Origin of the sequence: Pseudomonas sp. WMBT8 (assembly GCF_050916005.1) — a bacterium.
GTDB lineage: Bacteria > Pseudomonadota > Gammaproteobacteria > Pseudomonadales > Pseudomonadaceae > Aquipseudomonas.
The window spans coordinates 516636-535329 of record NZ_CP188096.1; the positions used below are offsets into that span (position 1 = coordinate 516636).

At 61.4% G+C, this 18694-nt stretch carries 15 protein-coding genes; 13 read left to right on the top strand and 2 right to left on the bottom strand.

Annotation, left to right across the window (positions count from 1 at the left end; translation table 11 throughout):
* The first annotated feature begins 162 nt into the window (after nucleotides 1-162).
* From glnE to ACO77H_RS02215, 9 genes are all read left to right on the top strand, one after another.
* Nucleotides 163-3102, top strand: coding sequence for a bifunctional [glutamate--ammonia ligase]-adenylyl-L-tyrosine phosphorylase/[glutamate--ammonia-ligase] adenylyltransferase (glnE, locus tag ACO77H_RS02175; RefSeq protein ID WP_170042414.1), 2940 nt, complete (start codon nucleotides 163-165; stop codon nucleotides 3100-3102).
* Between the two features lie 197 nt (nucleotides 3103-3299).
* The gene (gene waaF / locus ACO77H_RS02180; RefSeq protein ID WP_169952302.1) at nucleotides 3300-4334 is read left to right on the top strand and encodes a lipopolysaccharide heptosyltransferase II; all 1035 of its coding nucleotides are present in this window, start codon (nucleotides 3300-3302) and stop codon (nucleotides 4332-4334) included.
* Between the two features lies 1 nt (nucleotide 4335).
* A complete protein-coding gene (waaC, locus tag ACO77H_RS02185; RefSeq protein ID WP_172312554.1) occupies nucleotides 4336-5397 on the top strand; it encodes a lipopolysaccharide heptosyltransferase I in 1062 nt (353 codons plus the stop codon).
* The gene (locus tag ACO77H_RS02190; protein WP_170042417.1) at nucleotides 5397-6518 is read left to right on the top strand and encodes a glycosyltransferase family 4 protein; all 1122 of its coding nucleotides are present in this window, start codon (nucleotides 5397-5399) and stop codon (nucleotides 6516-6518) included. Before waaC ends, ACO77H_RS02190 begins: the two co-directional genes overlap by 1 nt.
* The gene (rfaP, locus tag ACO77H_RS02195; protein ID WP_169952297.1) at nucleotides 6518-7324 is read left to right on the top strand and encodes a lipopolysaccharide core heptose(I) kinase RfaP; all 807 of its coding nucleotides are present in this window, start codon (nucleotides 6518-6520) and stop codon (nucleotides 7322-7324) included. Before ACO77H_RS02190 ends, rfaP begins: the two co-directional genes overlap by 1 nt.
* Nucleotides 7324-8058, top strand: coding sequence for a lipopolysaccharide kinase InaA family protein (locus ACO77H_RS02200; protein WP_170042419.1), 735 nt, complete (start codon nucleotides 7324-7326; stop codon nucleotides 8056-8058). Before rfaP ends, ACO77H_RS02200 begins: the two co-directional genes overlap by 1 nt.
* Nucleotides 8055-8807, top strand: a complete 753-nt coding sequence (locus tag ACO77H_RS02205) for a lipopolysaccharide kinase InaA family protein (protein ID WP_169952293.1) — start codon at nucleotides 8055-8057, stop codon at nucleotides 8805-8807. Before ACO77H_RS02200 ends, ACO77H_RS02205 begins: the two co-directional genes overlap by 4 nt.
* On the top strand, nucleotides 8807-10258 hold the full coding sequence (locus tag ACO77H_RS02210; RefSeq protein ID WP_432754945.1) for a lipopolysaccharide kinase InaA family protein: 1452 nt from the start codon (nucleotides 8807-8809) through the stop codon (nucleotides 10256-10258). Before ACO77H_RS02205 ends, ACO77H_RS02210 begins: the two co-directional genes overlap by 1 nt.
* A 209-nt stretch (nucleotides 10259-10467) precedes the next feature.
* Nucleotides 10468-10779, top strand: a complete 312-nt coding sequence (locus ACO77H_RS02215; RefSeq protein WP_170042423.1) for a hypothetical protein — start codon at nucleotides 10468-10470, stop codon at nucleotides 10777-10779.
* Nucleotides 10780-10930: 151 nt separating this feature from the next.
* On the opposite strand, the gene ACO77H_RS02220 is transcribed toward ACO77H_RS02215, so the two are convergent.
* On the bottom strand, nucleotides 10931-13024 hold the full coding sequence (locus ACO77H_RS02220) for a TonB-dependent receptor family protein (protein WP_432754946.1): 2094 nt from the start codon (nucleotides 13022-13024) through the stop codon (nucleotides 10931-10933).
* 163 nt (nucleotides 13025-13187) lie between these two features.
* Between ACO77H_RS02220 and ACO77H_RS02225 the strand changes: the two genes are divergently transcribed.
* From ACO77H_RS02225 to ACO77H_RS02240, 4 genes are all read left to right on the top strand, one after another.
* Nucleotides 13188-13529 carry a YceK/YidQ family lipoprotein gene (locus tag ACO77H_RS02225; RefSeq protein ID WP_346266505.1) on the top strand — a complete coding sequence of 114 codons (342 nt, stop codon included), beginning with the start codon at nucleotides 13188-13190 and terminating at the stop codon, nucleotides 13527-13529.
* A gap of 151 nt (nucleotides 13530-13680) precedes the next feature.
* On the top strand, nucleotides 13681-15435 hold the full coding sequence (locus tag ACO77H_RS02230; protein WP_169952285.1) for a carbamoyltransferase C-terminal domain-containing protein: 1755 nt from the start codon (nucleotides 13681-13683) through the stop codon (nucleotides 15433-15435).
* Nucleotides 15428-16333 carry a glycosyltransferase family 2 protein gene (locus tag ACO77H_RS02235; protein WP_169952283.1) on the top strand — a complete coding sequence of 302 codons (906 nt, stop codon included), beginning with the start codon at nucleotides 15428-15430 and terminating at the stop codon, nucleotides 16331-16333. The genes ACO77H_RS02230 and ACO77H_RS02235 overlap by 8 nt, the downstream gene beginning before the upstream one ends.
* 160 nt (nucleotides 16334-16493) lie before the next feature.
* Nucleotides 16494-17966, top strand: coding sequence for a hypothetical protein (locus ACO77H_RS02240; RefSeq protein ID WP_432754947.1), 1473 nt, complete (start codon nucleotides 16494-16496; stop codon nucleotides 17964-17966).
* A gap of 2 nt (nucleotides 17967-17968) precedes the next feature.
* On the opposite strand, the gene ACO77H_RS02245 is transcribed toward ACO77H_RS02240, so the two are convergent.
* Complete coding sequence (locus ACO77H_RS02245; protein ID WP_169952279.1) at nucleotides 17969-18625, bottom strand: phosphotransferase; 657 nt, start codon at nucleotides 18623-18625, stop codon at nucleotides 17969-17971.
* Between the last annotated feature and the right edge of the window lie 69 nt (nucleotides 18626-18694).

Sequence of the window (18694 nt, forward strand, 5' to 3'; positions counted from 1 at the left end):
TATTGTTGATCTTTTGCGAACAAGAAAAGGTAGAAGTTTAATGTTGCCTGCCAAAATTAAAGAATTTTCAGCTATTTCTAACCTTTGTTCGACAGTCCTTCATCGAGCGTGGTTCTTGCGTTCACAGCTACAAGTCATTTACGCGCCGATCAAGGATAGACCATGAGCCTTCCAATGCTGGTTGAACTCCCAGCCATTCTGTTGCCATTTGCCAGCCGGGCCGAGCAGTCATTTCGTGACGCGGTGGCCATGCTGGATGCCGATCATGGCCTGTCCGCGTGGACGCCGCAACGTTGGGCCGACTTCGCCCGGGTGTGCGCCGCCAGTGACTTTGTGATTGAACAGAGTGTTCGTGACCCTTTGATGTTGCTTGAGCTGGTGGCCTGGGGCGAGCTGGATCGCGGCTTTGCGCCCGATGAGCTGTGTGGGCAGATTGCCGCAGCCGTGCAACAGGCGCAAACAGAAGACGAACTGGGTCGCGTGCTGCGCCGCCAGCGCACCCGCCAGCAAGTGCGCATCATCTGGCGCGACCTGACCCGACAGGCGGACCTGGTGCAGACCTGCCGCGACCTGTCGGACATGGCCGACGCCAGCATCGACCAGGCTTACCAGTGGCTGTACCAGCGTCACTGCGCGCAATTCGGCACGCCCACCGGCGGGCGTAGCGGCGAGCCGCAGCAGATGGTCATCCTCGGCATGGGCAAGCTGGGCGCGGTGGAGTTGAACCTGTCGTCGGACATCGACCTGATCTTTGCCTACCCCGAGGGCGGCGAGACCGTGGGGGCCAAGCGTGCCCTGGACAACCAGGAGTTCTTCATCCGCCTGGGCCAGAAACTGATCAAGGCCCTGGACCCGATGACTGTCGACGGCTTTGTGTTCCGGGTCGACATGCGCCTGCGGCCCTACGGTTCCGCCGGGGCGCTGGTGCTGAGTTTCAATGCCTTGGAGCAGTACTACCAGGATCAGGGCCGCGACTGGGAACGCTACGCGATGATCAAGGCGCGGGTGGTGGCCGGCGACCAGGTGGCCGGCGCGCAATTGCTCGACCTGTTGCGCCCGTTCGTCTATCGGCGCTACCTGGACTTTTCTGCGATCGAAGCGCTGCGCACCATGAAGCAGTTGATCCAGCAGGAAGTGCGGCGCAAGGGCATGGCCGACAACATCAAGCTGGGCGCGGGCGGTATCCGTGAGGTGGAATTTATCGCCCAGGCGTTCCAGCTGATTCACGGCGGCCGCGACCTGAGCCTGCAACAGCGGCCTTTGCTGAAGGTGCTGGGCACCCTGGAAGGCCAGGGCTACCTGCCGCCGGCGGTGATTGCCGAGTTGCGCAGCGGCTATGAGTTCCTGCGCTACACCGAACACGCGATCCAGGCCATCGCCGACCGCCAGACCCAGATGTTGCCCCACAGTGATGAAGACCAGGCGCGGATCGCGTTCATGCTGGGCTTTGCCGACTGGACCGCGTTCCACGGGCAGTTGATGTACTGGCGTGGCCGGGTGGATTGGCATTTCCGCCAGGTGATCGCTGATCCGGACGAAGAGGAGGGGGTGGAAAGCGAATTGGTGGTGGGTGGCGAGTGGCTGCCCTTGTGGGAAGAATCCCAAAATGAGGAGGCCGCCTGTCGCCAATTGGCCGAAGGCGGCTTTGCCGATGCGCCCAAGGCCCTGAAAGCCCTGGCCAGCCTGCGCGGCAGCCCGCAACTGCGGGCGATGCAGCGCCTGGGACGTGAGCGCCTGGATGCGTTTATCCCGCGCCTGCTGGCCCAGGCCGTCGAACACGCCAACCCGGACCTGGTGCTGGAGCGCGTACTGCCGCTGGTAGAAGCTGTCGCGCGGCGTTCTGCGTATCTGGTGCTGTTGACGGAAAACCCTGACGCCCTGCGTCGGCTGTTGACCCTGTGCGCGGCCAGCCCGTGGATTGCCGAGCAGATCACCCGCTTCCCGCTGCTGCTGGATGAACTGCTCAACGAAGGCCGCCTGTTCAAGCCGCCCTTGGCGCCGGAACTGGCCGCCGAACTGCGCGAGCGCCTCACGCGTATCCCCGAAGATGACCTTGAGCAGCAGATGGAAGCCCTGCGCCACTTCAAGTTGGCGCACCGCCTGCGTGTCGCCGCTTCGGAAATCGCCGGCAGCCTGCCGTTGATGAAGGTCAGCGATTACCTGACCTGGCTCGCCGAGGCCATTCTGGAGCAGGTGCTGGCCCTGGCCTGGCGCCAGACTGTGGCGCGCCACGGCACGCCGCAACGCCTGGACGGCACCCTGTGCGACCCCGGATTTATCATCGTCGGTTATGGCAAGGTCGGCGGGATCGAGCTGGGGCATGGCTCGGACCTGGACCTGGTGTTTATCCACGACGGTGACCCGCAGGCCGAAACCGACGGCGCCAAGCCGATCGATGGCGCGCAGTTCTTTACTCGCCTGGGCCAGCGCATCATTCACCTGCTGACCACCCAGACCAACTCCGGGCAATTGTACGAAGTGGACATGCGCCTGCGACCTTCTGGCGCATCCGGGCTGCTGGTCAGCTCCCTGGGGGCTTTTGCCCGTTATCAGGAAAACGAGGCCTGGACCTGGGAACATCAAGCCCTGGTGCGGGCGCGGGTGCTGGTCGGCAGCCAGGACGTGGGCCGCGCGTTTGAAGGAGTGCGTGCGCAGGTATTGGGCCGCACGCAGGACCTGGCGAAGCTGCGCCAGGAGGTCAGCGAGATGCGTGCCAAGATGCGCGATAACCTGGGCACCAAGTCGACCGGGGCCGGCACAGCGGCGAACGCCTTCGAGCCCACGGCGCTGTTCGATCTCAAGCAGGACGCCGGAGGTATCGTCGATATTGAATTTATGGTGCAATACGCCGCTTTGGCGTGGTCTGCGCAGCATCCATCGTTACTGCGCTACACCGACAATATCCGCATCCTGGAAGGCCTGGAGCAGGTCGGGCTGATGCCCGCCGCCGATGCCCACCTGTTGCGTGAGGTGTATAAGGCCTACCGCTCGGCGGCCCATCGCCAGGCCTTGCAGAACGAGGCGGGGGTGGTTGCCGGGGATCAGTTTGCTGACGAACGGCGCCAGGTGAAACGGATCTGGCAAGAACTGGGGTTAAGCTAAAACACTACAGCGACCCCAATTGAATGTGGAGACCGGCTTTATGTGGGAGCGGGCTGCCCGCGATGCAGGCGCTGCGGTCTGGCTGACAGCACGCGGTGATGCTATCGCGGGCAAGCCCGCTCCCCCACACACCGTGACCTACAGTAATTATCGAGGCGGGGAGGCATGAGCCTCCCCGAATCGTTTGTGGAAACTACATGAATATTCTGATCGTTGGGCCCAGTTGGGTCGGTGACATGGTGATGGCGCAGACACTGTTCCAGTGCCTGAAACAGCGTCATCCCGACTGCCAAATCGACGTGCTCGCCCCCGAATGGAGCCGGCCGATCCTGGAGCGCATGCCCGAAGTACGGCAGGCCTTGAGCTTCCCGCTCGGCCATGGCGCGCTGGAACTGGCGACCCGGCGGCGGATCGGCAAGTCCCTGGCCGGCCAGTACGACCAGGCGATCCTGCTGCCCAACTCGATGAAGTCGGCCCTGGTGCCGTTCTTCGCCGGCATCCCCAAGCGTACCGGCTGGCGCGGCGAGTTCCGTTATGGCCTGCTCAACGACGTGCGCAAGCTCGACAAGGCCCGCTACCCGCTGATGATCGAGCGCTTCATGGCCCTGGCCTATGCGGCCAATGCCGAGCTGCCGACACCGTATCCACGGCCGAGCCTGCAAATCGACCCGGTCACCCGCGATGCAGCCCTGGCCAAGTTCGGCCTGAGCCTCGACCGCCCGGTGCTGGCACTGTGCCCAGGCGCCGAGTTTGGCGAGTCCAAGCGCTGGCCGTCGGAGCATTATGCGAAGGTTGCCGAGCTGAAAATCCGCGAAGGCTGGCAAGTCTGGCTGTTTGGCTCGAAAAACGATCATTCGGTGGGCGAGGACATCCGCCAGCGCCTGATCCCCGGCCTGCGCGAAGAAGCGGTCAACCTCAGTGGCGATACGTCCCTGGCCGAGGCGATCGACCTGCTGTCCTGTGCCGACTCGGTGGTGTCCAACGACTCTGGCCTGATGCACGTGGCCGCCGCGCTGAATCGCCCGCTGGTGGCGGTGTACGGTTCCACCTCGCCAGGCTTCACGCCGCCGTTGGCCGACAAGGTCGAGGTGGTGCGCCTGGGCCTGGAGTGCAGCCCGTGCTTTGACCGCACCTGCCGTTTCGGCCACTACAACTGCCTGCGCCAGTTGCTGCCCGACTCGGTAGCCCAAGCCTTGCAGCGCTTGCAGGGCAACGTGGTCGAGGTTCATTGAGTTGCGGGTACTGGTAATCAAGACCTCATCCCTGGGCGATGTGATCCACGCCTTGCCTGCATTGACCGACGCGGCCCGGGCGATCCCGGGGATCCGTTTCGACTGGGTGGTGGAAGAAGGCTTCGCCGAAATCCCCACCTGGCATCCGGCGGTGGACAAGGTGATCCCGGTGGCGATTCGCCGCTGGCGCAAGAACCTCTGGCAGACCTTCAAGAGCGGCGAATGGCGCCGCTTCAAGAAGCAGGTCCAATCGACCAAATACGACCTGGTGATCGACGCCCAGGGCCTGCTGAAAAGCGCCTGGCTGACCCGCTATGTGCGGGCGCCGGTGGCGGGCTTTGACAAAAATTCAGCCCGCGAACCCATCGCCGCGCGCTTCTATTCCCGGCGCCTGGCGGTTGCGCGTGGGCAGCATGCAGTGGAGCGCCTGCGCCAGTTGTTCGCCGTAGCCCTGGGCTATGACCTGCCCAAAGGCCTGGGGGATTACGGCCTGAGCACCGAAAAACTGCTCGGCCTGCCGCCGAAGAAGCCCTTTGTGTTGCTGCTGCACGGCACCACCTGGGACACCAAGCACTGGCCCGAAGCCTATTGGCGCGAGTTGGCCGAACGCATGGGCAGCCTGGGGGTGGATGTGAAGTTGCCATGGGGCAATGCCGCCGAAAAAGCCCGCGCCGAGCGCCTGGCCCAAGGCCTGGCCAACGCCGAGGTGCTGCCCAAGCTGAACCTGGCCGGTGTGGCGCGGGTACTGGCCGGCGCCAGGGCCTGTGTGGCGGTGGATACCGGCCTCGGGCACCTGGCCGCCGCGCTGGATGTGCCGACAATTTCCCTGTTCGGCCCGACCAATCCGGGCCTGACCGGTGCCTACGGCAAGGCGCAGATCCATCTGGGCAGCGATTTCCCCTGCGCGCCCTGCCTGCAAAAGAAATGCACCTACCAACCGACCGCCGAAGACCAGCGCCGGTTTGATCTCAAGCGCGAGTGGCCGTTGTGCTTCACTCGCCTGAACCCTGAGCGTGTGGCCAGCCGACTGAGCACGTTGTTATTGGCTGAGGAGCTGCACTAATGCAACTGGCATTTGTACTGTACAAATATTTCCCCTTTGGTGGCTTGCAGCGCGATTTCATGCGCATCGCCCTGGAGTGCCAGCAGCGCGGCCACCAGATCCGTGTCTACACCCTGATCTGGGAAGGCGACGTGCCCCAAGGTTTTGAAGTGCTGGTGGCGCCGGTCAAGGCGTTCTTCAACCATCGGCGCAACGAGAAGTTGACCGCCTGGATGCAGGCCGACCTGGCCAAGCGCCCGGTGGACCGCTTGATCGGCTTCAACAAAATGCCCGGCCTGGATGTGTACTACGCGGCAGACGGCTGTTTTGAAGACAAGGCGCAAAACCTGCGGCACTCGCTGTATCGCAGCTTCGGCCGCTACCGGCACTTTGCCGAGTATGAGCGCGCGGTGTTTGCCAAGGACGCCAAGACCCAAGTGCTGATGATCTCCGAGGTCCAGCAGCCGCTGTTTATCAAGCACTACGACACGCCGCTGGCGCGCTTCCACCTGCTGCCACCGGGTATCGCCCAGGATCGTCGGGCGCCGCCGAATGCGGCCGAGATCCGCGCAGGCTTTCGCGCCGAATTCAACCTTGCGCACGATGACTTGCTGCTGGTGCAGATCGGCTCGGGTTTCAAGACCAAGGGCGTGGATCGCAGCCTCAAGGCACTGGCCGCACTGCCGCCAGACCTGAAAAAGCGCACCCGTCTGTTTGTAATTGGCCAGGACGACCCCAAAGTATTCCAATTGCAGAGTGCTACCCTTGGCCTGGGCGACAATGTGCAGTTCCTCAAGGGGCGCAGCGATATCCCGCGTTTTTTGCTGGGCGCCGACCTGTTGATTCACCCGGCGTACAACGAAAACACCGGGACCGTGCTGCTCGAAGCCCTGGTGGCCGGGTTGCCGGTATTGGTCACGGCGGTGTGTGGTTATGCCCATTACATCAGCGAGGCCGATTGCGGGCGTGTGCTTGACGAGCCTTTCGAGCAGGCCCAGCTCAACCAGTACCTGGCCGGGATGCTCAGTGATCAGCAGCAACGTGCGGCCTGGAGCCGCAATGGTCTGGCCTTCGCCGAGACGGCCGACCTCTATAGCATGCCGCAGCACGCTGCGGATGTAATTCTGGCGGAGCAACACTGATGAAGTTGATTCTTGCCGAACCGTTCAAGAGCCTTTGGGCCGGGCGCGATGCGTTCGCCGAAGTCGAGCTGTTGGAGGGTGAGGTTTACCGTGAACTGGAAGCCCGTCGCACCTTGCGCACCGAGGTGGATGGGCGCGGCTACTTTGTGAAAATCCACCGTGGCATCGGCTGGGGTGAAATCTTCAAGAACCTATTCACCGCCAAATTGCCGGTGCTGGGCGCCGGGCAGGAGTGGCAGGCGATCCAGCGCCTGCACGAAGTGGGCGTCCCGACCATGACCGCCGTGGCCTACGGCGAACGTGGCGCCAACCCGGCCGACCAGCATTCCTTTATTGTCACCCAAGAGCTGGCGCCGACCATCAGCCTGGAAGACTTGAGCATGGACTGGCTCAAGCAGCCGCCCGAGCCGCGTCTCAAGCGCGCGCTGATTGCCGAAGTGGCGCGCATGACCGGGATGATGCATCGCGCCGGCGTCAACCATCGTGACTGCTACATCTGCCACTTCCTGCTGCACACCGACAAGCCGGTGACGGCCGATGACTTCAAGCTGTCGGTGATCGACCTGCACCGCGCCCAGGTGCGGCCGCGCATCAGTCAGCGCTGGCGCAACAAGGACCTGGCGGCCCTGTATTTTTCGATCCTGGATATCGGCCTGACCCGCCGCGACAAATTGCGCTTCCTCAAGGGCTACTTCCAGCAGCCCCTGCGCCAGATCCTGGCCGAGGAAGGCGCGTTGCTACAGTGGCTGGAGCGCAAGGCCAGCAAACTCTATGACCGTAAAATTCGCTACGGAGGCGCGCTCTGATGGCGGGTTGGAACCTGGAACCTGCTTACTCGGAGCTTGTGGACGATTTTGGTAGCCTCGACGCGGTGTTCGCCCTGCAAGGCGAGCGGCTGACCCGAGACCCACTGTCCGAAGTGATTCGCGTGGAGCGCGGCGGGGTCAACTACTACGTCAAGCGCTACACCGGCGCCGGCAAAGGCTTGCGGCGTTACCTGGGCAAGCCACGGGTCAAGTCCGAATGGCAGAACCTCAAGCGCTTCGCCAAGTGGGGCATCCCCACGGCCGAAGTGGTGGCCTGGGGCTTGGAGCGCAAGGGCCTGGCCTATGACCGTGGGGCGATGATCACCCGCGAGTTACCGCGCACTGAAGACCTGGCGGCCCTGGCCGAACGCAAGGACCCGCAATTGTCCGACCCGGCGTGGGTCGACAAGGTCAGCCGCCAGCTCGCCGAATACACCCGGACCATGCACGACCACCGGTTTACCCACAACGATTTGAAGTGGCGCAACCTGTTGATCGACGACCAGCAGACCCTGTACCTGATCGACTGCCCCAACGGCGACTTCTGGCGCGGCTTCTGGCTCAAATACCGGATCACCAAGGACTTGGCATGCCTGGACAAGGTCGCCAAATACCACTTGTCGGCCACCCAGCGCCTACGCTTCTACATGCAATATCGTCGGCGCAAGCACCTGAACACATCGGATAAACAGCGGATCCGCCATGTGCTGAAGTTTTTCGAGGGACGCGAATGAATGACTTCCTGGCAACTGAAGACCGGGCCTTGCTGGAGCGCAATGGCCTGGCTGACTTCGATGCCCTGTGGGCCAGGCAACTGGATGCAGTGGACGAGCCCAACACCAGTCGCGGCGGCTGGAGCAGTGTGTTCCGCCTGGAGCTGGAGGGCCGTGGCTTCTACCTCAAGCGCCAGAGCAACTACCTGACGCGCACCCTGCATCGGCCGTTTGGCGAGCCAACCTTTGCCCGCGAGTTTCGCAATATCAGCCGCTATCGGCAGAAGGCGATCCCAGCCTTGCAGGCCGCCTTTTATGGCGAGCGCAAAGTTGCCGGCGAATACCGCGCCTTGCTGCTGACCCGCGCGCTGGATGGCTGGAATGACCTGGATTCACTCCTGGAGCAGTGGCCGGCCCTGAGCGAAGCCCAGCACCACGCAATCCTCGTGGCCTGCGGCCAATTGGCGCGCAAGCTCCATGGTGTCGGCCAGGTGCATGGCTGTTTTTACCCCAAGCACATCTTCCTGCAGGCCACCGGCGACGGTTACGCGGCGCAGTTGATCGACCTGGAAAAAACCCGGCCGCTGTTGCTGGGCCGGCGTGATCGGGTCAAGGATCTGGAGCCGCTACTGCGCCGTGCCGGGGCATGGACCGCAGAGCAGGTGCGGCAATTTCTGGCGGCTTACCTCGACCAGCCGGTCGACAGTTCGCTGGTGGATACCTGGGCAACTTACCTGGCGGGGCGCCGCAGTCACAAGGAGGCCCGCTGATGCGGCTGTCTGAACTCAAAAACGCCGGGCGCACCCCCGCGCTGCCCTTGAGTATTGAGTTGGCGGATGCAGCGGGCCCTGGGCAGTTGCAGCTGCTGAGCCTGTTGCGGGTGTTGCCCGGCCAGCGTTATGTGGGCGCGGCCATCTGGCGCGGCCGGCCGGTGCTGGCCAAGTTGCTGGTGGGTAGCAACGCCGCGCGACATTTCCAGCGCGAACTCCAGGGCGTGCGCCTGCTCGCCGAGCAAGGCCTCACTACCCCGCTGTTGCTCGCCGACGGCCTGCAAGACGGTGAGGGTGGCTGGCTGCTGTTCGAGTTTCTGGAAGGGGCCCAAAGCCTGGCCGACGCCTGGGCGGCAGTCGAAGCCTTGCCGCTCTTGGCCGATGAGCAACAGGCGGTACTGGCCCAAGCGCTGGGTGCGATTGCCCAGATGCACGCCAAGGGTTTGTGGCAGGAAGATCTGCATCTGGACAACCTGATGCGTCAGGCTGACAAGCTGTATTTGATCGACGGGGGGGGCATCTGCGTCGAGCAGGCGGGTAAGCCCCTGTCGCGTAACCGGGTGCTGGAAAACCTCGGGGTGTTTTTTGCCCAGTTACCGAGCGACCTCGAACCGTTTACCGAAGAATTACTGGTGCACTACCTATTAAGCAACGGCGAGCACGCGTTGCCCCTGGAAGCCTTGCAAAAACAGGTGCGCAAAGTGCGCGCCTGGCGCCTGAAAGACTTCATGGGCAAGATCGGCCGTGAGTGCACCTTGTTCAGCGTAGTGCGCGGGGCCTTTGGGCTGCTGGCGATCCGGCGTGAAGAAGAAGCCACCCTGCTGCCGGTGCTGGCAAACGTCGATAGGCTTATCGACCAGGGCCAAATGTACAAGGCCGGCGCCTCGGCCACGGTGGCCGGGGTTGATGCTGCGGGTCGAGCGCTGGTGATCAAACGCTACAACATCAAGGGTTTTACACACTGGCTCAGGCGCTTCTGGAGGCCCAGCCGCGCATGGCACGCCTGGAGCGAAGGCAACCGCCTGACATTCCTGGGGATTGCCACACCCAAGCCCCTGGCGCTTCTGGAACGACGCTTTTTCTGGTTGCGCAGCCGGGCTTATCTGGTCACCGAGCACCTGTCCGGGCCCGACCTGATCGAGCACCTGGCCCCTTACGTGGACAGCGGCGAGGTGCCCGAGCCTGAACTGCTGGCCCTGGAGCGCCTGTTTGGCGAACTGATTCGCGAGCGGATCAGCCACGGTGACTTCAAGGGTCGCAACCTGTTCTGGCAGGGAGGGCGTTGGGTGCTGATAGATCTGGATTCGATGTGTCAGCATGGCTCGCTGAGCAGCTTCGCACCGGCGTTTGCCAAGGACCGTGCGCGGTTTATGCGCAACTGGCCGGCTGATAGTGCTTTGTATCGCGTGATTGATCAGCGCTTGCCCAAGGTGAGCGCGTTAGCTAGGTGATCCGCGTGAGGCCGTCATAAGTCGTAGCGATTTTTTCAGGTCTGGGAAGTCACAGTGTTTTCGAAGGCAAGGGGCATTACTTAATATTTTGATTAAGTAGTGCTCTGGACATTGTTCGTTGGGGTTAATAGGTTGTATCGACGCGTGATAAAAATATCTTATATAGATGTTTATTGAGTGATCGAAATGTTAATTCCGGGAGTGTGCAAATGACTTCGATAACAGGTTTTCAACCGTTTTCTTTTTACAGTGATCTGGCCGGTAAAAATAAGCCGATAGATCCGGTGAATCCAACAAGTCCGATAGATAAAGTGCAGTCGGGTGTCCGCAATCCAAAGGACACAACCGCTGGTGATGACGCCGAATTTTTTAACGCCGATACCCAGGAATGGCAGCCAACCGCCTCTAATGGCAAAGGTGATGGTGGTCATGTGAACTTTGGTGATCCCTATCGAGAGCCCATAGATCATGAACTGGTTTACGGGGCTAATGGAGAGTGGCAATTAAAGGCTGATGGGTGATTGCTCAAAAGTTGAGTAGGTGTTTGCGTTTATAGTTCTTTATGATTTTGGTGGGTACTTTTCCAAAGTGTAGGGGCTGGGTTATAGGAAGTGTCTGTTATTAATGTGGGAACCAAATGGGCAACGTTATTTGCCCATTGGTTTTTATCACTCAAAAGCTGTACTGGGCTCCTGCGCCCGCATACCACGACCTGCCGGGCGCGGCTTCGTAATAACGATCGTTGCCATCGCCAACAATCACCGAACCGACGTACTGGCGATCCAGCAGGTTGTCCAGGCGCAGGGTCTGGTGAAAGGTCCAGTGTTCGACCTTCTGCTCAAAGCGTGCACGCCAGTTGAAAACGCTGTAACCCGGAGCAGCATGCTTCTGGTTGGTGTCTTCGACATAGATCTTGCTGCGGTACATACCTTCGACGGCGGTACTCACCCAGTCCCTTGGTTTCCAGTTCAGTTCGGCAAAGAGCGTGGTCTGTGGGACGCCGGGTAGGTAGTTGCCCTTGTCCACGGTTTTGCCGCTATTGCTGAAGTTGCTGTCGTAGGTGGCTTGCAGGCGGGTGTAGGCGAGGTTGGCGCTCCACTGTTCGCTCAGTTGGCTTTCGATGCCCAGCTCAAAGCCACGGCGTAGGGTGCGGCCGGCGTTTTGGTAGCTGGTGCGTCCATCCTTCGATGCATTGACCACCAACTCATCTTCCGTAGCTATTTGGAATACGGCAGCGTTGACCCGCGTGCTGTTGTTCACCTGCGCCTTCAAGCCCACTTCATATTGAGTGCTTTCTGACGGCTTCAGGCCGAAGTTGAAACCTTCGATGTCACCAGGGGCGTAAGCCAGCTCTGCCTGGGTCGGCGTTTCGAAGCCCTTGCCGGCGCTGACATAGCCGTGCAGGTCAGGGGTGAACGCGTACATCACGCTCATCGAGGGCGTGTTCTTCTGATAGGTCTTATTGCCGCTGGCATCGCCATTGCTCAGGAACTGGTCATCCACGTCCATTTCCATCGTGCTGTGGCGCAGCCCGGCTTGCAGGGTCCAGCGCTCGATGGCCCAGTTGGCCTGGATGTACGGGTCGAGGCTGCGGGCGGTGTCGATTTCATTGCGGCGTAATTCGCCTTTCACGCCGAGGGTGTTGCCGCTGTAGTTCTGGTAGCCGTGGCGGCTGTCTTCGCTCTGGTCGAAGTCCAGGCCGGTGATGATCATCAATTCGCCCGGCACGCTGTCGATGGGCTGCATCCAGCGCACGCCACCGCCGTAGAACTTGCGGTCGAATTGCACCACGCCGCCGCCGCGTTCGTTGCTCGCTACGCCCTTGGGAATCGACAAATACTGAATCACACTCCGCCGCCCGGTATAGGCATTCACCTGCAACGTTGCATCGCCAATGTACCGCTCGTAATTCATCCCCAGTTGCTGATGATCAATGCTCTTGCGCGTGTTGTACGCCAGGGCATTGCTGTTTACCGAACGCGGGTCGGCCTTGTAGCCTGCCCAGGTTTGCCCCAGCGGGTCTTGGGTGCCGTTTTGCTCCAGGCTGCTATAGATCAGGGCTAGCTTGCTGTCGTCATCGGGTTCGAGGTTGAGCTTGGCGAAGGTCTGGTCACGGCGGGCGCTGCTGTGGTCGCGGTAGCCGTCGGTGTCCATGCGCGAGGCATCGAGGACAAACCCGGCGCCCTGCACCGCGCCTTCGGCGCTGAGGTGGTTCTTGTTCAGGCCGTCGCTGCCAAACAGGGTTTCGGCGCCGATACGGGGCGGGCCTTCGCCATTGCGCGAGAACATCTGGATCACCCCGCCGGCGTTGCTGCCATACAGGGTGGCGGCCGGGCCGCGCAGTACTTCGATGCGGTCCGCTGTGTCGAGGTTGAAGGTGGCGGCCTGGCCCTGGCCATCCGGGGTGCTGGCGGGGATGCCATCGGCAATCAGCTTGATCCCGCGCACGCCAAACGCCGAGCGCGCGCCAAAGCCGCGGGAGGAAATCTGCAGGTCCTGGGCGTAGTTCTGGCGGTTCTGCACCACCAGCCCCGGCACGCGGGACAGGGCCTCCGAGGCATTGATACCCAACTGGCCGTCGCTGATCTGCTCACGGCTGATGCTGTCCACCGAGTAGGGCAGGTCGAAGCTGCGACTGGCGCTGCGCGAACCTGTCACCACGCTGGGGTCGAGGATCAGCAGGGCATCTTCGGCCAGGGCAGTTTGCTGCAGGCCCGGCAGGCTCTGGAGCAACATCGCAAAACACGTGGGGGCAACAACTTTCATGAGCAAACCAACTTCCATGACGCGCAGCGCGGGCGCGGAAAAAGGGCGCGAGTTTAACGATTCTGCGCGGCGTTTTTTGAAGAATATTCCCGCAAAATGCCGGCATATTCGTCTTACACAGTCTTGGGTTAGGCTGTGCGCCCCATACCAAAGAGGGTTACCCGTGAATCCTACAAACATTCTGCTGCTCGCCGCCATTGTCCTTTCGACCACGGCCTGCGGCACCCTGAATACGGTGTTTCGCGAAGACGCGGTGGCCAGCCAGAAGCTCAAGGACCTGCGCAGCCACTGCGAGAGCGTGCCCCGTATCTACAGCGGGGTGGTGTATGACTTCTGCTCCCTCAATGGCGAACCCAACAGCAAAAAAAGCCTGGAAGACCAGCAGATCGCCTCGGTGCCGTGGATAGCCATTGATTTCGTGCTATCGGGCGTTCTCGATACTTTGGTACTGCCCTACACCGTCTACCGGCAAAATCGAGACGGCAGTATCGAGATTTTCCGATGATGCCTCTTGTTTCTCCGTGCCATTTGCGGCTAGAGGCGTTTTGCCGCTTTTAAGCTATAATCCCGCCCTTTAGCTTTTCTCGCCGAGGCGAGGGGCTCACATTTTTTCAGGCGCCAGCGCCTGCATGCAGACTAAAAGAGGCTAGACCCCAGTGGCATTGACGATTCTTGGCCTGTCCGGCGCCCTTAGCCATGATCCTTCCGCAGCGTTGTATATCGACGGCAAGCTGATCGCGGCCGCCGAAGAAGAGCGCTTCGTACGCGATAAACATGCAAAGAACCGCATGCCCTACGAGTCGGCGAAGTTCTGCCTGGAACAGGCTGGCATCAAACCCTCCGACGTTGATGTGGTGGCGATCCCGTTTGCCCCGATCAGCTTGTTCGGCGAGGCTCGCTGGCACTATGCCAAGCGTTACTGGTATGCCCCGGACCGCGCCCTTGACGCGATCCTGATGGGCAACCGGCGCTACAAGCGCTACCGCAACAAGATTGTCTGGTGCCTGGAGCAACTGGGCTTCGATCCGAAGAAGATCAAGATCGAGCCGGTTGAACACCACCTGGCCCACGCTTCCAGCGCCTATCACTGCTCGGGTTTCCAGGAGAAGACCGCGATCCTCGGGATCGACGGCAAGGGCGAGTACGCCACCACCTTCTTCGGCTACGGCGAAAACGGCAAGATCCACAAGATCAAGGAATTCTACGATCCGGACTCCCTGGGCGGCCTGTACGGCGCGATCACCGAGTTCCTCGGCTTTGAAATGCTCGACGGCGAGTTCAAGGTCATGGGCATGGCGCCGTATGGCGATGCCAGCAAGTACGATTTCTCGCGCCTGGCTTCCTTTGAAAATGGCGAACTGGTGATCAACACCGACTACGCCAACGTCATCGGCCTGCGCCGCTATAAAGAGAAGGGCAAGGGCTTCTACTTCTCGCCAAAACTGATTGAGTGGCTGGGTCCCAAGCGTGAAGGCGACATCGCCGACGAGCCGTACATCCACTACGCAGCCAGCATGCAGGCGCTGTTCGAGAAACTGGCCTTGCAGATGATTGACCATTACCTGGGCGATATCCTCAAGGAAACCGGCAAGCTGGCCTTCGCCGGCGGCTGCGCGCTGAACGTCAAGTTGAACCAGAAGATCATTGCCCGCGACGACGTCAAGGAGCTGTTCGTGCAGCCGGCGTCCGGCGATGCCGGCACTGCCGTGGGCGCGGCGGCCTATGTGTCCCATGCCCGTGGGGTACCGGTAGAGAAGATGGAACACGTCTATCTCGGCCCGTCCTACAGCAATGAAGAAGTGATTGCCGCGTGCGCCAAGCACCCGAGCAAGCCGAAGTGGCGCCAGATCGACGACATGCCCAAGCGCATCGCCCAGATCATGGTCGACGGCAACCCGGTGGCCTGGTTCCAGGGCCGCATGGAGTTCGGCCCGCGCGCCCTGGGCGGGCGTTCGATCATTGGTTGCCCGAGCGCCGTGGGCGTGGCTGATCGGATCAACCACCAGATCAAGTTCCGCGAGCGCTGGAGGCCTTTCTGCCCGTCGATGCTCGACACCGTGGCCCCGCAGATGATCAAGGTCGATCACCCGGCCCCGTTCATGACCTTCACCTTTGAAGTGGCCGAAGAGTGGAAAACCCGCGTGCCGGAAGTGGTCCATGAAGATGGCACCTCCCGCGCCCAGGTGCTCAAGCGCGAGTACAACCCGCGCTACTACGACATGATGAAAGAGCTGGAAGTGCTGACCGGCAACGGTGTGTCCCTGAACACCTCGCTCAACCGCCGCGGCGAAGCGATGATCTGCTCGCCGACCGACGCCCTGAACATGTTCTTCGGCTCCGACCTGCAGTACCTGATCATGGAAGACATCCTGGTCGTCAAAGACGGTGTGGAAGGGCAAGCCGTTGACTGAAGCACTGATTGGCGTCGTCATCCCGGCCTACAACTACGCGCGCACCCTGGGTCGCGCGGTTGAGTCGGTGCTGGCGCAACTCGACGAAGCCGATGCGCAGCTGTTGGTGATTGATGACGGCTCTACCGATGAGACGCCGCAGGTACTGGAAGCTCTGCTGGCCAAGCACCCCGGGCGTTTCCAGGCCCTGCGCAAGCCCAATGGCGGCCTGGCCTCGGTGCGCAATCGCGGGATTGAGGAGTCTGCGGGCCAGTACCTGATGTTCCTCGACGCCGATGATGAAATGGCCCCAGGCGCCCTGGCCCTGGTTGCGCAGCATATTGCTGCTCACCCGGATAGCCGCCTGATCATCGGTGGCCACTGGTCGGTATTTGAAGATGGCAAGCGCCGCCTACATGCCGTCAAGCCGCTGCCTGCCACCCCATACCAGCGGGTGCGCGGGTACTTGCTGGACAAGACCATCGCGATCTCCAATGGCGCCTGCGCCATGCACCGTGACATCTTCGCGGTGGGCAACTACCCGGAGCGCATGCGTAACGCCGAGGATATCCCGGTGTTTGCCCAGGCCCTGGCGCGCGTGCCTTGCACGGTCATCGACCAGCCACTGGCGCTGATCTACAAGCATGCGGATAGCCTGCGACATGACATCAACCACAGTGTCGCGGCGGGCGTGAGCCTGGTAGACGAGGTGTTTTCGCCGGTGCGTATGCCAGCAGAGTTGCAAGGCCTGCGCAGTGCGTTTCTCGCGCAGCGCTGCCTGTCGTTGTTTCGCAATTGCTTCAGTGCTGGGGAATACACGCTTGCCAGGCAGTTTTACTGCCAGGCGGTGCGTACCGACTGGCGCGCCCTGACGCGCTGGTCGTACACACGCAAGGCGCTTCAGCTGATGTTCAAGTAAGCGCGTTATAGCCTGTTACGCTACGCCGGGAATTACCTATGCAGCGCCAGAGTTGATTGCAATGACTGGGCGTTGGGTTTTCGTGGTGCAGTGGTTTTTCTGAAATGTATGTTTTCAAATCTTGTGCACGCGATGTGACGCCAGGTTTTAAGGGGGGGGTGTGGTTGGAATAGGCAGCAAGTTGTGGGCCCGGGTGTTGAGTATTGCCGTCGAGCATCCCGTTCGAGTGGCATTTTTTGGGAGCCTGCTGCTGTCCCTGATCGCTGTGCTGGGCGCAGCGACTGTCGGACGTGATGCGGCTTTCTACCTGACCATTGCCCAGGACGCTCACGTCCATGGCCCGAAAGCCGCCTTTGCCGTATTCAACTGGCCCTGGTTCTCCCTGCTCCTGGCGGGCACCCATTCGGTTTCAGCCCTGCCCATAGAACTGAGTGCGTACTTGTGGTGTTCGCTGTTTGCTGCCGGTACCTGTGCGCTACTGGTTGACTGCGTGCGCCAGCGCTCGGTGCAGGTGGCGCCTTGGGCTTGCCTGGTGGTGTTGGCGATGCCTGCGTTCAACCAGTTTCGTGGCGAGATCCTGCGTGAGTTCGGCTTCTGGTTCTTCTGCATCCTGACGCTTTGGCTGGCCATGCGCTGGCAGGCCCGCGGTGGATGGCTGCGGGCGGCAATCATCCACCTGGCGATTGTCGCGGCGGCAGCCTTCCGGCTGGAAGCGTTGTTGCTGTTGCCGGCGTTGGGCTTATGGCAGTTGCCTGGCCTGTGGGTGCGCGAGCGGCGCCTGGCGCTCCTGCAGTTTGTGGCGCTGCCGCTGTTGGGTGTCGTGGCGGGGATAGTGCTGGTCTCGGCCACGGATGGTTTTACATCGGCTCGCGTTGACTACTATCTGGGCTTGATCAACCCCAACCAGGTGCTGGCGTCGTTTGACTTGCTGCGCGATCAGTTCGCCAACTCGCTGATCAACAAGTACTCCCAGGATGAAGCCGGACGCATCATCTTTTTTGGCATCCTGGCGGCCATGGCCATCGGCTTTGTAAATATTTGCGGTCCGTTTGCCGTGCCGTTTTTGCGTGGCCGCAATTGGCAGGCGATCAAGCGCTACTGGCACGAATACCGGCCTTTTGCCTGGGCGGCGCTGTTGTACCTGTTGGTATTGCTGCTGTTCTTTATCCAGCAGCAGTTCATGAACTTGCGCTACATGAGCTTCCTGAACCTACTGTTTGTGCCGGCGCTGGCCTTGGCGATGCAGATGTTTGCCCAACAGTTCCCGCGCCTGGGCAAGGCCCTGGTGGCGGTCTGCCTTTTGGTGATGTTGTCCAATGTGGTGTCCACCGGGCCGGGCAAGGTCCAGTACGTTGACGCGGGGCGCTGGATGGCGGCGAATGTCGAGCCGGATGTCCCAGCGTATTTCGATGACGGCCGGATCGGTTATTACGCCGGGCGTGGTTATCTGCTCAAGCAATTGACCCGGGAAGCGGCCATGTCGCCGGCCTATGCGGATCAATTCCGCTATTTCCTGATCGAAGCCCGCGGTAACGAGCCCTGGCTCATCAGTTGGCTGGCCGAGCGCAACATGCGCATCGTCGAGCGCTTCGCCAATCGCCGAGGCGCCACGGTGCTGATCATCACCCGGTGAAGTCAGTCCAGTAATTGCCGCAGGCGCTCAATCAGCGGCGCCTGCTGACTGCCGGCCGGCAAGCCCTGGCGATAGCCATCGAAGAAGGCTTGCCCGGCATCATCGCCCAGCAGCCATTGCCGATCCTCGGGATAGCGCCGCAGATGGCTGAAGTTACGCAGGCGCTTGCTCTGGCTCAGGGCGGCGGCCTGGCAACTCAGGTCGGCAATGTCGATCAGCCCCAGGGTGTTTTCCGGAGTCAGGACCACGTTGCCAAAGTGCAGCGAGCGAAAGTACACGCCCTTCTCATGCAGTTGCGCAATGAAACAGCCCAGGCGCACACGCAAGGCGTCGGCCTCGGCCTTGGCGAGTTTCAACTGGCGGATGGTTTCCCCGGCCAGCGGGCTGTAATACACCGCGTCCCGCGCAATGCTGGGAATGCGATACACCGCAATGATGCGCGGGCAGGGGATATCCCGTTGCTGCAGTGCGCGGGTGTTGTTGGCGAAGCGCTGGGCATACGGGTAGAACAGCGCCGAACTGAGCAGGCGCTTGCGCCGGAACAGTTTGAGCATGCAACCATCGGTCAACCGGAGCACCTTGTCGCCAGAACCATCGGCTTCCAGCACCTGCGCGCCGGCGCGCAATGCCTCATAGGTGTTGTGATCGATTACTTGCATGCCTGACTCCCATCAATAGCCGGTTATCTTAACCGACTTGATGCAAGGCTGGCCCCTGCTCATGTTTTT